Here is a 13,222-nt window from a genome sequence, read left to right as displayed (position 1 = left end):
CTCCTCGCGGCGGTCAGGACGGGGCGACGGTGACCGTGCAGGTGCCCAGCCCCGGGCAGCCCAGCAGGACGGTGGTCGGCCGGTCCACCGCCACCCGGACCACCGCGCCGTCGGCGGCCGGCTCGACGCCGTCGCGCACCGTGACGTCGACGTCCCCGGGGGCCGGCGCCTCGACGGTGAACCGGGCCGGGCTGCGCAGGACCAGCGTGCGCAGCCCGCCCGGATCGGCGACCCGCAGCGCGCAGCCGCCGGTGAAGACCAGCCGGCCCGGCTCGACCGCGCACTCCGCGGCCACCGCCGCCGGGTCCACCGCTGCCCGTTCGCCGCCGAGCCGACCGAGCCGGTCGATTAGGCCAGACCGGTCCGCCGGGTCGCCCCGGTCGTCCCGGCCGCCGGCCACCGCGACGGCGAAGAGCGCCAGCAGCAGGACGCCGAGCAGGGCCAGCAGCGCCTTCTGCCGGCCACTCACGACGGCACCGTCGCACTGAGCGTGATGATTCGCTCGCTGCGCTCGCTCATGACGGCACTCCGCTGCGCTGCGTGCCGTCATGAGGCACCTTCGCGCTGAGCCTGATGATTCGCTCGCTGCGCTCGCTCATGACGGCACTCCGCTGCGCTGGGTGCCGTCCTGAGGCACCTTCGCGCTGAGCCGGCTCATTCGCTCGCTGCGCTCGCTCATCGGGTGTCCGCCGGGGCGACCTCGGTGAAGCGGATGGCGTCGATCCCGGCGAAGTAGCGGTCGGTGCCCTGCGTCTTGCCGACCACCACCAGCGTGATCCGGTGCGGGCCCGGCCCGAGCCGGACCGTGCCCACGTCGATCCAGTCGGTGCGGACCACCGCCGGGCTGAAGCCGAGGAAGACGTCGCCGACCTGGGTGCCGTCGATGGTGAACACCGTGTTGGCGTAGTCGAACGAGGTGGTGCGCACGGTGGCGAACCGCCAGGTGGCCTCCGCGGGCAGGGTTACCGTGACGGTGACCTGGTCGCCGATCGCCCGGCCCTGGAAGAACAGCTGGGTGTCCTGCGACCAGACCACCCCGCAGCAGTTCGGCTGCCGGACCACGGTGGCCGCGGCACCCCGCGGCGACAGCACCGTCGCCCCGTCGACCAGGTCCTCCGCCTCCACGGTGACCACCCGCGGCTCGCCCGGCGTCACCGGGTCGCCGTCCCGGGTGACCAGGAAGACCACCACCGCCGAGGCGAGCAGCACCAGCGCCGCCGCGGCGGCGATCCACGGCCACGGGCTGCGCCGGGCCGGGGTGACCGCGCGGACCTCGTAGGTGACCCGCCCGCTGGAGCGGGAACTCTCCTCGGGCGCGGTGTTCGCCGAGTACGCGAACCCGGTCATGTCGTAGCGGCGCGGCGCGGTGCCCGCCGGCACGACCAGCCGGACCAGGAACGACACCGAGCCCTGCCCGGGCACCACCCGCTGCGGCTCGGTGACGGTGAACCAGGAGCGCTGGCTGCCCTCGCCGGGCGCCACGTCGAAGACGACGGTGTCCGGCGCGACGCCGGGATTGGAGACGGTGAAGGTCAGCTCGCCGGTGTTCCGGGCGTCCAGGGTGAACTGCTCGGCGGCCGCGACGACCGCCCACTCGGTGGTCATGAGGGCTCCTCTGCGACGACGATCTCGACGGTGGTCGACGCGGGCTTCTCCGCCTCGACGATGCGGGCGACCACGGCGAGCTGTTGCGCGGTGGCGGCCGCGGGCACCCGCACCACCACGTGGAACGGCCGGTCGGCCGGTTCGGCCAGCACGAACCCGCGCAGCCCGGTGGCCACCTCCAGCGCGAGGCGCAGCCCGTACGGGGTGCCGCGCCAGCGGGCCAGCAGCGCGCCGTGCGCCACCAGGTCCCGCAGCCGGCCCAGCGGCAGCGGCAGCGGGGCGTCCGGCCGGGGCGAGACCACCACGTGGTCCATCGCCACCCAGCGGGTCAGCTGGACGACCATGGCGTCCGGCGCCCGGTACGGGGCGAAGAGCGCGTCCACGTCGGCCAGCACCGCCTCGTCCGGGGCGTGCAGCGCCTCCATCACGTCCAGCAGCGCCCACAGCACACTGCCCGGCACGCAGGCCCGCTGGTACGCCGCGGGCAGCAGCCGCTCAATCGCCGCGCGTCGCATCCTGCCGCACCACCTCGATGTCGTGCTCGCCGGAGCAGAGCAGCCAGGTCTCGGGAACGGTCACCACGTCGGCGGTGGCCTGGTTGGCGCTGGCCGACCAGTCGACGGCGTCGCCGCTGCGGTACACCCCGCGTTCGCCGCCGGCCAGGATCAGCCGGTCCGGGCCGGCGGTGGCGGCGATCGCGTCCACCGGCAGGAACCGGGTCCGGTCCCGCAGCGGCAGCCCGCAGTTGACCATCACCGGCGCCCACTGCGGCTGCGCGGCCAGGGTGTCCAGCCGGAGCACCCCGCCGCTCTGCGTGGCGGCGACCGCCAGCGGGCCGGCGAAGGCCAGATCGCGGCAGGTGCCGCCGATCCAGCCGGCCTGCACCGCCTGCCACTGCACGTCCGACTCGAACAGCCGGGTGCGGTAGCAACCCTGGCCGGGCTTCTTCGGGTCCGGCTCGCCGGTGCCGCTCCACAGCAGCGTGGCCGGGCCGTCGTACTGCACGGCGAGCACCCGGTTGTCCACGTTGGCCAGGCCGACGTGGCCGAAGGTGCCGGGCCGGCCGGCCGCGGTGGACAGGTAGACGCCGAAACCGGCCTGGGCGGCCACCGCCACCCCGGGCGCGCCGCGTTCGGAGACGAACGCGCGGACCGCGTAGAAGCCGCGGTCGGCGTCGGCCGGGTCGACCAGGATCTGCAACGGCACCGCGCCGGGCAGCAGGGACACCTCGTAGAGCCCGGCGTCGGTGGCGACCAGCAGCGCGCCGGCGCCGTCCCGGTCGATCCAGGCCAGGTCGGTGATCCGGGAGGCCAGGTCGGTCAGCAGCGACCAGGTCTCGCCCAGGTCGGTGCTCAGGTGCACCCGTGACCCGCCGCCGGAGCGCAGGGTGACCGCGGCGACCGCGCCGGGGCGGGGCACGATGCCCGGGCGGGTCGGGGCCGGGGCCGGGGCCACCCGCAGCACCGTCTCGCCGTCGAACCGGCCGGCCGGCTCCCAGCCCGCGCCGGCGTTGGTGGAGCGGAACAGCACCGGCCCGCGCCCGGCGTACCAGGTACGCGGCTGGTACTGGTCCACCGCGACGGTGCCGACCTGCCCGTCGGGCGCCTCGTCGACCACGAAGCGCACCGACTCGACGTAGCGCACCCCCGGTTCGGCGTGCTCCAGCAGCCGGTACACGTTCGAGGCGCGCAGCGGCTCGCCGAACGCCCAGCCGGTCGGGTTGAGCGGGGTGGGCAGCGGGCTGAGCGTGGAGTGCAGCCGGTCGTGGATGCGGCGGCGGACCGCGTCGGCGTCCTCCTCGCGGCGTACCACCACCCGGGCCCGGATCGACACCGCCTTGTAGCGGGCCCAGCCGGCCCGGCAACTGGTGCCCAGCGCCCGGCGCCGGTCCAGGTCGGCCTCGACCCGGGCCCGGGCCTCCTCGACCTCGTGCTCGCGCAGCACCGCCACCGGCAGCCGGCCGCCGGGCCGGGCCGCGTCCGGCACGTACGGCACCAGCAGCACCTCGACCTCGCCCGGGCGGGCGTAGCTGTAGACGGCGGCGCGGGTGAAGGCGCGGGCCCGGGCCACCGCGCCGGAGCCGGCGGCGAGCACCTCGTAGTCCCGCGCGGTCACCGCCCGCTGCTGGGCGAAGAACTCGTACGGGCCGCGGAGCAGGGCCGACTCCAGCGACTCCAGGTCCCGCCCACCGGCGGCCGGAGCCGGGTTCTCCACCCGCACCCCGGGCAGCGGGTCGCGCAGGCTGGTCAGCGTGCCGGCCGCCACGTTGCCGGCCGGTCCGCCGCCGGCCCGGTACCAGAGCCGGATCTGCCGGCCGGCCGGCGGCACCGCCGCCACGGTCACCGGCCCACCCGCGCCGCCCGGGCCGGTCCCGCCGTCCGGGCCGGTCCCGCCGTCCGGACCGGTCCCGCCGTCCGGACCGGCCCTGCCGTCCGGGCCGGCCCCGCCGTCCGGGCCGGCCGGACCGGTGGAGGCGGCGTCCGTCGCGTCCGGCGGCGGGTCGCGCAGGTCCAGGGCGGGGGCGAAGGTGACCGTGCCGGAGCAGCGGTCGACCAGGTAGACCCGGGCCTGCGGGCCGACGCCGGCGAAGCTGTCCACCGGCCGCCAGATCTCGAAGGTGCGCCCCTCGTGCTCCCGCGCCGCCGCGCCGAGCTCCACCGAGCCGGCCGGCACCTCCACCCCGAGCAGCAGGTCCAGCGGCTCGGCGGTCCGCGCCAGCGGCGCCCGCGCGGCGCGCAGCACCTGGCCGGGCTGTCCGGTGCCGACGCCGAGCAGTTCCGCCTCCACCGGCTCGCAGTGGTGCATCCGGACGGTCACCTCGGCCTGCCCGGCGGGCAGCAGCGCCGGCTCGGTGGTGACGAAGACGACCGGCCGGGGATCGGCGCCGCGGGCCGCGGCGACCCGGGTGCCGGCCGGGATGCGGATCGCGCCCCGGTCCCCGCCGGTCCGGGTGAACCGGACGTCCGCCCAGGCCACCGCCGGCGGGTGCCGGGTCACCCCGAGCAGGTTGAGGAACGACACGTACGCCTTCTCCGGCAACTGGTTCAGCCGGTAGATCATCACCTCGGTGAGGTACGCGAACGCCTCCACCAGGGCGATTCCCGGGTCGTGCGCGGACAGGTCGGTCCAGCCCGGGCAGGACTGGCGGATCCGCTCCCGGGCCTCGGTGACCAGGTCGAGGAAGGTCCGGTCGTCCAGGTGCGGCACGGGCAGGGTCATGACGGCGCTCCCTCCGCGCGGTCCGCCGGGTCGGGCGGGTCGACAGGTCGGGCGCCCGTGGCCGGGCCGGTGTCGGCCGGGTCGTCGGCGGGCAGCAGGTCGACCGAGAAGACCAGCTGGCCGGGGGCCAGGCTGGCCCGGATCCGGTAGTCCAGCCGGATCACCAGCCGCCACCGCTCGTCCGGGTCCGGGCCGGCGTCCACGTCGACCACCTCGACCCGGGGCTCCCAGCGGGCGATGGCCTGCCGGACGTAGTGGATGGCCAGCCCGGCGGTGGTGTCGTCGTTCGGCGCGAAGACCAGCCGGTGCAGCCGGGACCCGTAGCCGGGGCGCATCAGCCGCTCGCCGGGGGTGGTCGACAGCAGCAGGAACAGCGCCTGGCGTACCGTCTCGTCGCCCTCGGTCATGGCCAGCCCGCCGGCCGCGGTCAGCGCGAGCCCACCGGTGCGACCCGCGTCGAAGCCGGCGCCGAGGAACCGGAACGCCCTCACCGGTCGGCCCCCAGGAAGCGCTGGCGCGGGTCGCGCACCCGGTGGTGGACCAGGCCGGGCGGGGTGCCGTCGGTGAAGCCGTCCAGGTGGGACAGCACCACCCGGTGCCCGTCGATCCGCAGCCAGTCGCTGTAGCCGACCCGCACCCGCAGCGTCCTCGCACACGGCTTGATCGTCGGCCCGTAGTTCGGGCAGGCGGTGATCTCGCGCCCTTCCGGGTCGGCGTCCACCAGCACCGGTACGCCGGTGACGGTGACCCACCGTTGCGAGGCCCGGTTCTCCACCCGGCCGTCGTGGTCGCACCTGATCACCGACTCGCGGTGGATCCAGCGCATCAGCCACCTCCCTCGTGCTGGGCGCGGGCCAGGGTCCGGGCCCGCTCGGCGGCGGTCTCCGCGTCCTCGGCCGCCTCGGCGTGCAGGAAGTCCACGCTGCGGGCCCGGACCACCATCGCCCGGCCGGGCGCGGAGAGCACCAGGTCGCTCGCCGCGTGCAGGGTGGCCAGCTCCGGGGTCAGCTCCAGCCAACTGCCGCCGTCGGTGGCCAGCCGCAGCCGCCGGCCGGCGTCGTCCACCACGATCGACTGCCCGCCCGCGGTCCGCAGCGACCAGCGGCCCGCCCGTCCCTCGTGGATCCCCGCGTCGTACGGCTCGACCGCGCCGAACAGCGAGCCGAGCACGATCCCGGCCGCCGGCTCGCCGCCGGGCAGCGCCACCAGCACGGTGTCCTCCGGGTCGGGCAGTGCCACGATCCCCTTGCCCCGGCCGGCGCCCGGGCAGAGCACCCCGAGCCACCCGGCGTCCAACTCCCCGTACGCGGGCAGCGTCACCCGGACCCGGCCCAGCCCGTCCGGGTCGGTGACGTCGGTGACCGCCCCCAGGGTGAGCACCGCCGGGGCGGGTGGGCCGGCCGGTGGCGGCGGTGGCGGGGCGGTGCCGAACCGGGTCAGGTGACCGTTGCCGTCGACGGTGTGCACCACCTCGGTGAGCACGTAGCTGCCCTCGGCCGGCGCGGCCACCCCGGTCAGCGTGATCCGCCGGCCCGGGCGCAGCGCCGGATCGCCCTCGGCCACCCCCTCGGCGGTGACCAGGGCGGCGACCCGGGCGTCCAGGCCGGCCTGGGCCAGCGCGGCGAGTTCGTCGTCGCTGCGCCCCGGCTGGTCCACCGCGGTACGCACCCCGTCCGCGCCGACGTCCGCCGGATCCGGGTCGGCGGCGGTGCGCCGCCCGCAGCGCGGCGCGGCGGCCCGCTGGCTGATCGGCTCGGCCCGCTGCGGGTGCCAGCCCAGCGCCGCGCTGTCCCCGGCCGCGGCGTCGAGGTTGGTGGAGAGCCGCAGCGTGTGCACCGAGCGGCCCAGCTCCAGCGGGACCGGCTCGCCGTACCCCGCCAGGGTCACCAGGCGCAGCCGGTCACCGTCGACGGCCAGGTGCAGCCCGGCCCGGCCGGCCGTCTCCAGCAGCAGGTCGAGGTCGGTGTGCCGGTGCTGTGCCAGCCGCTCCAGCCGGGGCCCGTCGGTCTCGGCCAGCACTGTCAGCCCGACATCGGCGCAGAGTTCACCGGCCAGGTCGGCGGCGGTCACCGACTCGAACACCCGCAACCGCTGCCGCTTGCGCAGCCGGTGCAGCGCGTCGTACGCCCGCACCCGCAGCAGGGCGGAACCGTCGGCGGCGTACTCGACCTCCACGCAGGTGACCTCTCCGGCGAAGAGCGCCTCGGGCCGGTCGGTCAGCCGGACGTCGAGCGTGCCGCCGGTGCGTACCGGCGGGGTCAGCGCGGCGGCGCCGGGGGCGGTGGTGAGCGCCACCTCGCACTGGGTGGGCTGGTCGAGCCGGGCGGCCACCCGTACCGACGCCACCCGCCGGCTCGTGCCGTCGGGCAGCGCGGCGCCGTCGAGCAGCACGGTCAGCGCGCGGGGTGCGGCGACGGTCACGGGGCACCTCCCGGCGACGCGGGGGCGGCCGGGCCGGCGGCCGGCGGTGGGACGGCCAGGGCGGTGCCGGCCGGCACGGTCAGCGGGTCGGTGATCCGGTTGTGCTCGGCCAGCAGCCGCCAGCGCAGCGGGGAGCCGAGCGCGTCGTGGGCGAGCAGGTCGAACCGTACGCCCGAGTAGTCGGGCTCGGCCGCGCCGTCGCCGGCGGCCACCACGGCGCTGCCGGGCGCGGCGGCCGGGGTGCCGGCGGCGGCGAGTTCCTCGGCGAAGCCCTCCCGTGCCCGGTCGGCCGACTCGGCCACCCGGACCAGCTTGAGCCGCAGCCAGGACCGGCGGGGCGAGCCGGTGACGGTGAACGCGTCGAAGCGTTCCGCCACGGCGACGATCACGCCCGGAACGTTCCACGTCTTGCCCCAGACCAGCCGCACCAACGGCGGCCGCAGCCAGCCGTGCTCGGTGGCCGAGTTCTCCGCGAGCAGCCACAGCGGTCGGGTGAGTTCCCGCACGTCGGTGGGGCGGACCTGGCCCTCGGCGAAGTCCACGTCGAAGAGCAGGTCGAGGACGAGTTCGGTGCGCCCGCCGCCGGTGAACACCAGCGGGTCGTCGGCGAGCCCGGCCCCGGTGAGCTGGCCGCCCGCCGCGCCCCGGGGCCGGATCCCGGCCAGCCGGGTCACCTGCACGGTCTCCGGGTTGAGCAGGCAGTCCACCCGGTCGCCGGTGGCGTCGACGAGGAAGGCGACCCGTTCCATCAGGCACCCGCCTGTTCCCGGTCCAGCCGGTGCAGGTGCGCCTGGTCCAGGGTGTCCCCGGCCGGCGTCCACAGCGCCCGGTCGTCGGGCAGCTCCGGCCACCGGTCGCCGACGGCCGGGGGCACCCTCCCACCCGCGCCGCCCTCAGGCAGCCCCGGCCACCGCGACCCCACCTCCGCGCCGCGTACCCGTGCCGCAGATCTTGGTACGGAACGGCCCCGGTAGAGGCCGGAATCGTCCAAGATCTGCCGCGTGCTCCGGGTGGGCGGCGGGGGAGTGGGGTGGGTGGTCGGGTGAGTCGGGTCGGGCCGGCGGAGAACGGCGTCGTCGCGATTCCCGCCGCCCGTGCCGGCCCGACCGGAGTTCGGTTCGAACCGCACCGGGCCACCCGATGCGCCGCCACCCTGGCCGGGGGCGGGGGGCGCGGATGGCGTACCCGGGGCAGGGCCGGGAGCCGGGTGGCCGGCATCGATCGCGCCGTGGCCCGGGGCGCCGGTGCTGCCCTCGCCGGCGCGGCCGGTGCCGGGCGGGCCGGAGCTGCCGTCCGCACCTCGGCTTCGGCCGGCGGCGGCGGCGCCGGGCGGGCCCGTACCGGTGCCTCGGGTCCGGATGTCGCCGACGTTCCACCCGCTGGTGCCACCCGAGTCCGGGGTGAGCGCCGCTGTCCCACCGACCGTCCGGTCTGCGCCCGGCCGGGTGGCGCCGGGTGCTCCCAGGTCCGTCCGGTACGGACCCGTTCGGTCGGCGCCGGTTGATCCCGGCCCGGTCCGGTGCGCACCCCGCTGGGGGCCGGGGGGTGGTCCCGGGTCGGTCGGGTGTGCACCCGGACGGGCACTGGCGGAGGCAGCCATGCCAGCCGGGCCTGCCTCCGGCCCCCCGAGGCCGCTCAACCCGGGGCCGCGCACCCGCCTTCCGGGTGCGACCGCCGCATCACCCGCAACGCCCGCCCCACCGCCGCCCACCCTGCCCACGCCCGCCCCACCGCCGCCGACGCCTGCCCCGGCAGCGCCTGCCCCGCGGGCGCCCGCCTCGGCAGGGCCGGCCCGGCCGGCGCCCGCCTCGGCCGGGCCGGCCCGGCCGGCGCCGACCCCGTCGCTGCCCGCCGCGGCGGCGCCAGCATCACCCGCTACCGGCGGCACGGCCGGCCGCAGCACGACCCCCCAATCCCCGGCGGCCCGCCCGACCGCCAGCTCCCCGGGCCCGTTGAGCACGGGCTGTCCGTCAGGGGTGTAGCCGTCGCTGACGGGACCGCCTTGATCAACACTGTGGGGCGACGGGGGCGGGGGAGTGGGGACAGCGTGGGGGAGGTCGTGGAGGAGGCCGGGGGCGTGTGCGGCGACCAGGCGGAGCCAGTGCTCCGGCGGCTCACCGGGGCGGCGCAAGGGCCAACCGGTGGGCTCCATCCGGCCGCCGGCCGTGCGGGTGGTCGCGTCGCCCAGGCTGGCTCGGCCACTGGCCGGGCGGGCGGTCACGTCGCCTTGGCCGAGGCGGCCATCAGCTGTGCGGGTGGTCGCGTCGTCCCGGCTGGGCCGGCCGCCGGCCGTGCGGGTGGCCGCGCCGTCCATGTTGGACCGGTCGGCGGCTGCGCGGAGCGTCGGGCCGCCCGCGCCGGACGCCAGCCGTCCGGGGCGGTCCCCGGATTCCGGGCCGGCCGGGGTGACGCGCCGGGCGTCCCGGCCGGACCCGGTCGACGTGTCCGGCTCGACGATCCCGGCCAGGCGCGTCGCGCCGCCGGCGAGGGCGCGGAGCCGGTCGGCCAGCCAGCTACGCGGGCGTCGGGGCGGCACCGCCGGTCTCCAGTTCCAGACCCTCGTAGCGCAGCGTCAGCGCGGCGATGGCGATCTCCTGGCCGAGGGTGTTCAGGTGCGCGCCGCGCCAGCGGGTCGGCCACGCGTTGATCATGTTCCAGCGGAGCACCTCGGTGGTGCCGGCGGCGTCCAGCAGCACGATCGACACGTTGCGCCGGCTCACCATGCCCCGGGCGACGGCGTGCACCCAGTCCCACAGCTCCCGGGAGGCGGTGAGCCCGAAGTGCAGCGTCACCGGCTCGTACTCGGCCTGGCCGGGGATCATCCGGATCCGGTCGTTGCCCTGCTCCCGGTACGGCAGCGCGGGGATGTTCATCTCCAGCCCGCTGACCTCCGTGAAGTGCCCGTTGGTGACGCCGTTGACGAGCAGCTTGAAGTTGTAGGCCCGGTACGGGTCGACCGGGGCGCCCGGCTGCGGGGTGGCCGTGGTCGGCATGTCAGCCTCCAATCGTCTCGGTCTCGGCGCCGCCGGCCCACTGGCTCAGCTTGAACACCACGAACTCGGCCGGCTTCACCACCGCGATGCCGATGTGCGCGACCACCATGCCGGCGTCCCGGACGTCCGGCGGGTTGGTCTCCTCGTCGCACTTGACGAAGAACGCCTCCTCGGGGGTGCGGCCCAGCAGGGCGCCGTCCCGCCAGACCCGGGTCAGGAAGGCGCCGATGTCGCGGCGGATGGAGCGCCACAGCGAGAAGTCGTTCGGCTCGAAGACCATCCACCGGGTGCCGTTGGCGATCGCCTGCTCGATGGCGATGGAGAGCCGCCGCACGTTCAGGTAGCGCCACTCGCTGGCCTCGGCGGCGAGCGTACGGGCGCCCCAGACCCGGATGCCCTCGCCGGCGAAGTAGCGGATCACGTTGACGCCCTTCGGGTTGAGCACGTCGTGCTCGGGCCGGGTGACCAGGTACGCCAGGTCCACCGCGCCGCGTACCGGCTCGTTGGCCGGCGCCTTGTGCACCCCGCGCAGCGCGTCGGTGCGGGCCCAGATGCCGGCGATGTGCCCGCTCGGCGGGGTGAGCACCAGCTCTCCGCTGAGCGGGTCGCGGACCCGCAGCCACGGGTAGTAGAAGGTGCCGAAGTCCGACTGCCGGGGCCGGTGCGCCGCCTCCCCGCCGGAACCCCCGGAACCACCCGAACCGCCGGAACCGCCACCGGAGCCGTCGGCCGGCTTCGGGGGCTTGCCGCCGCTCGGGGTGGCCACCCGGGTCAGCGTGGAGATGTCGTCGACGTCCGGCGGCGGGTCGCAGATCGCCACCATTGTGCGGGTCCGCTCGGCCATGCTGAGCAGCGCCTCGTGCGACACCGGGTCGTGGAAGCCGGGCGCGGCCAGGATGGAGATCTCGTCGACGGCCTCCAGCAGTTGCAGGCCGGCGCGGCGCTGGCCGGTGCCGGTGATCGCGCCGTCCTCGCCGACGTTGACCACCCAGCACCGGGTGCCGCCGTTGTCCAGGAAACCGAACACGGCCCGGGCCAGCGGCGTGCTCTCCAGCCGCTCCCCGTCGGCGTAGAGCCGCAGGAAGTCCGACCAGTTGTTGACCGCCTGGGCCCGGCCGAGGTGGGCGCCGCGGTCCGGCGCGACGCCGACGAACGCGGCAGTGCTGGTGCCGACCGGTCCGATCGGGCGGGCGCCGCTGGGCACCTCCTCGACGTAGATGCCGGGCGAGAAGTAGGTGGGCATCGGTCCTCCCGGATCGGGTCAGCGGGACGGTGGTGGGCAGACGATGACGATGTCCGGTTCGGCCGGGTCGACCTCGGCGGTGAGCACCTGGCCGCGGCTGGTCAGCCGCAGCCGCACCGGGCCGGGGTGGTCGGGGTCGTGCGGCACGCCGACCATCCGGAACCGGCCGGCGGGATCGGTGCTGGTCGCGTACGGCTGGCCGACCACCTCGACCCGGACGGCCGCGAGCGGCTGCTCGGCCGGGCCGACCACCCGCCCGTCGAAGGTCAGCAGTTCCAGTTGCCGCAGCCGCAGCGGGGCCAGCACCGGCGGCGCGGCCGTGCCGGCGTGGGCGACCTGGGCGGCCACGTCGATCAGCAGGGCCGGTCGGGGCCCGGTGCCGAACGCCTGCCAGAGTCGCGGGTCGCCGGCCTCCAGCACCACCGTGTGCTCGCCGCCGGCGGTCGCGGCGGTGAGCACCCGGTCCAGCCCGGGCAGCGCGGCCGGCCCGCCGGCGCAGAGCAGGTAGCGCACGGTGAACCGGTACGGCTCGCGGACGCCGCCGCTGCCCCGGGTCTGCCGGGCCGCACGCAGCTCCAGCGGCCAGAGGGTCAGCCGGGCGCCGTCGTCGTCGGGCCGCGGCGGGCCGACCGGGACGGGTTCCCCCGCCGCCCCGGCCAGCCACGCCGCCAGCTCGGCGGTGGCCGTCTCGATCGGACCGCGCGCACCGGTGGTCATCGCGGCGGGGTCCCCTGCACCCGGTAGGCGATGGCCTCGTTCCACACGTGCGGGTAGACGCCGATCTCGAAGTAGCGGGTGAACCGGTTGATCGGCGCGTTGCTGTGGTCGTGGTAGAGCAACCAGACCGGGGCGATGGTGAACAGCACGTAGTTGGCGAGCACCAGCGGGATGTAGAGCGGGCCGAGGATGCGGGCCTGGAGGATGTGCACGTCCTCGTGGCGCTGGATGCCCGGGCCGGACCCGGCGCAGACCGTGCCGATCGTGGTGGCGTAGCGGGGCGAGACGCCCTCGACCACGTTGACCCGGCAGCTGTGCTGCGAGGTGGCCCGGTCCAGGGAGTGCCCGAAGACCAGGTGGACGGCCAGGTAGGTCGCGCCGACCACGGTGTTGAGCAGGCTCCAGGTGTGGTCGACGACGAAGAGGAGGACCCCCTTCGGGTCGGCGCCGTAGACCCGGGCCGAGGCGACCGCCCAGCCGAACACCCCGCCGACCAGCAGGCCGAGCACCGCGCCGACCAGCAGCCCGACGGTGCCGCCGGCGAGCTGGCCGAGGACGGCGCCGGTGGCCACGTGCACGGCGGTGCTGACGATTCCGTAGATCATGGCGGCACCTCTCAGACCCAGGAGCGGATGATGCGGGGCTCGCGACCCTGCGCGAGCTGGGTGGGCGACGCCTGGGTCGCCTGCCGGTTGCCGGGCGGCAGCTGGTTGATGCCCAGCGCGGCGGAGAAGATGACCAGGCCGTTGAAGAACGCGATGATCCACTTCTCGGCGCCGGCGTCCGTGGCGAACGCCGCGGTGAGGTAGGACAGCGCGAGCGCGATGCCCAGCGCTATCCACTTGCGGGCCTTGTCGCCGCTCGGGCCGATCAGCCCGCCGATGACGTTGGTGGCCAGCAGCGTGGCGGCGCTCGCGCCGGTCAGGCTGCCCAGGGCGGCCCAGGTGAAGAGATCGTTCATGGCCGATCCCCCCTTCGATGTGCGGTGGTGCGACCGGGGTGGTGGTGCGGGCCGGCGGCTCCG

14 protein-coding genes are annotated in these 13,222 nt (G+C 76.4%); all 14 read right to left on the bottom strand.

All coding sequences use genetic code 11. The annotated features are described in order from the left end of the window. Window positions 1–13: 13 nt before the first annotated feature. On the bottom strand, window positions 14–469 hold the full coding sequence (locus SM577_RS18705; RefSeq protein ID WP_474587524.1) for a hypothetical protein: 456 nt from the start codon (window positions 467–469) through the stop codon (window positions 14–16). 206 nt (window positions 470–675) lie between these two features. Further along, window positions 676–1,605 (bottom strand): carbohydrate-binding protein, encoded by a 930-nt coding sequence (locus SM577_RS18700; RefSeq protein ID WP_474587523.1) that lies wholly within the window; start codon window positions 1,603–1,605, stop codon window positions 676–678. Further along, a complete protein-coding gene (locus SM577_RS18695) occupies window positions 1,602–2,120 on the bottom strand; it encodes a phage tail protein (protein WP_302922171.1) in 519 nt (172 codons plus the stop codon). Before SM577_RS18695 ends, SM577_RS18700 begins: the two co-directional genes overlap by 4 nt. Further along, window positions 2,101–4,824 (bottom strand): putative baseplate assembly protein, encoded by a 2,724-nt coding sequence (locus tag SM577_RS18690; protein WP_474587522.1) that lies wholly within the window; start codon window positions 4,822–4,824, stop codon window positions 2,101–2,103. Before SM577_RS18690 ends, SM577_RS18695 begins: the two co-directional genes overlap by 20 nt. Next, complete coding sequence (locus tag SM577_RS18685) at window positions 4,821–5,315, bottom strand: GPW/gp25 family protein (RefSeq protein ID WP_474587521.1); 495 nt, start codon at window positions 5,313–5,315, stop codon at window positions 4,821–4,823. The genes SM577_RS18690 and SM577_RS18685 overlap by 4 nt, the downstream gene beginning before the upstream one ends. Then, a complete protein-coding gene (locus tag SM577_RS18680) occupies window positions 5,312–5,650 on the bottom strand; it encodes a hypothetical protein (RefSeq protein ID WP_474580653.1) in 339 nt (112 codons plus the stop codon). Before SM577_RS18680 ends, SM577_RS18685 begins: the two co-directional genes overlap by 4 nt. Further along, window positions 5,650–7,245 carry a contractile injection system protein, VgrG/Pvc8 family gene (locus tag SM577_RS18675; protein ID WP_474587520.1) on the bottom strand — a complete coding sequence of 532 codons (1,596 nt, stop codon included), beginning with the start codon at window positions 7,243–7,245 and terminating at the stop codon, window positions 5,650–5,652. The genes SM577_RS18680 and SM577_RS18675 overlap by 1 nt, the downstream gene beginning before the upstream one ends. After that, a complete protein-coding gene (locus SM577_RS18670; RefSeq protein WP_302922176.1) occupies window positions 7,242–7,994 on the bottom strand; it encodes a CIS tube protein in 753 nt (250 codons plus the stop codon). Before SM577_RS18670 ends, SM577_RS18675 begins: the two co-directional genes overlap by 4 nt. After that, on the bottom strand, window positions 7,994–8,119 hold the full coding sequence (locus SM577_RS18665; RefSeq protein ID WP_302922177.1) for a hypothetical protein: 126 nt from the start codon (window positions 8,117–8,119) through the stop codon (window positions 7,994–7,996). The genes SM577_RS18670 and SM577_RS18665 overlap by 1 nt, the downstream gene beginning before the upstream one ends. 1,639 nt (window positions 8,120–9,758) lie before the next feature. Continuing rightward, window positions 9,759–10,238, bottom strand: coding sequence for a phage tail protein (locus tag SM577_RS18660; RefSeq protein ID WP_474580655.1), 480 nt, complete (start codon window positions 10,236–10,238; stop codon window positions 9,759–9,761). A gap of 1 nt (window position 10,239) precedes the next feature. Beyond that, window positions 10,240–11,481, bottom strand: a complete 1,242-nt coding sequence (locus SM577_RS18655) for a phage tail sheath family protein (protein ID WP_302922179.1) — start codon at window positions 11,479–11,481, stop codon at window positions 10,240–10,242. Between the two features lie 18 nt (window positions 11,482–11,499). Next, window positions 11,500–12,198 (bottom strand): carboxypeptidase-like regulatory domain-containing protein, encoded by a 699-nt coding sequence (locus tag SM577_RS18650; protein WP_474580656.1) that lies wholly within the window; start codon window positions 12,196–12,198, stop codon window positions 11,500–11,502. Next, window positions 12,195–12,803 (bottom strand): glycine zipper family protein, encoded by a 609-nt coding sequence (locus SM577_RS18645; protein ID WP_474587519.1) that lies wholly within the window; start codon window positions 12,801–12,803, stop codon window positions 12,195–12,197. The genes SM577_RS18650 and SM577_RS18645 overlap by 4 nt, the downstream gene beginning before the upstream one ends. Before the next feature lie 11 nt (window positions 12,804–12,814). Continuing rightward, window positions 12,815–13,159, bottom strand: a complete 345-nt coding sequence (locus SM577_RS18640) for a hypothetical protein (protein WP_088994040.1) — start codon at window positions 13,157–13,159, stop codon at window positions 12,815–12,817. Window positions 13,160–13,222 lie beyond the last annotated feature (63 nt).

The organism is Micromonospora desertarenae, assembly GCF_056150265.1.
Note: the sequence above shows the minus strand (reverse complement) of the source record. Positions and strands in the feature narration are given on the sequence as shown.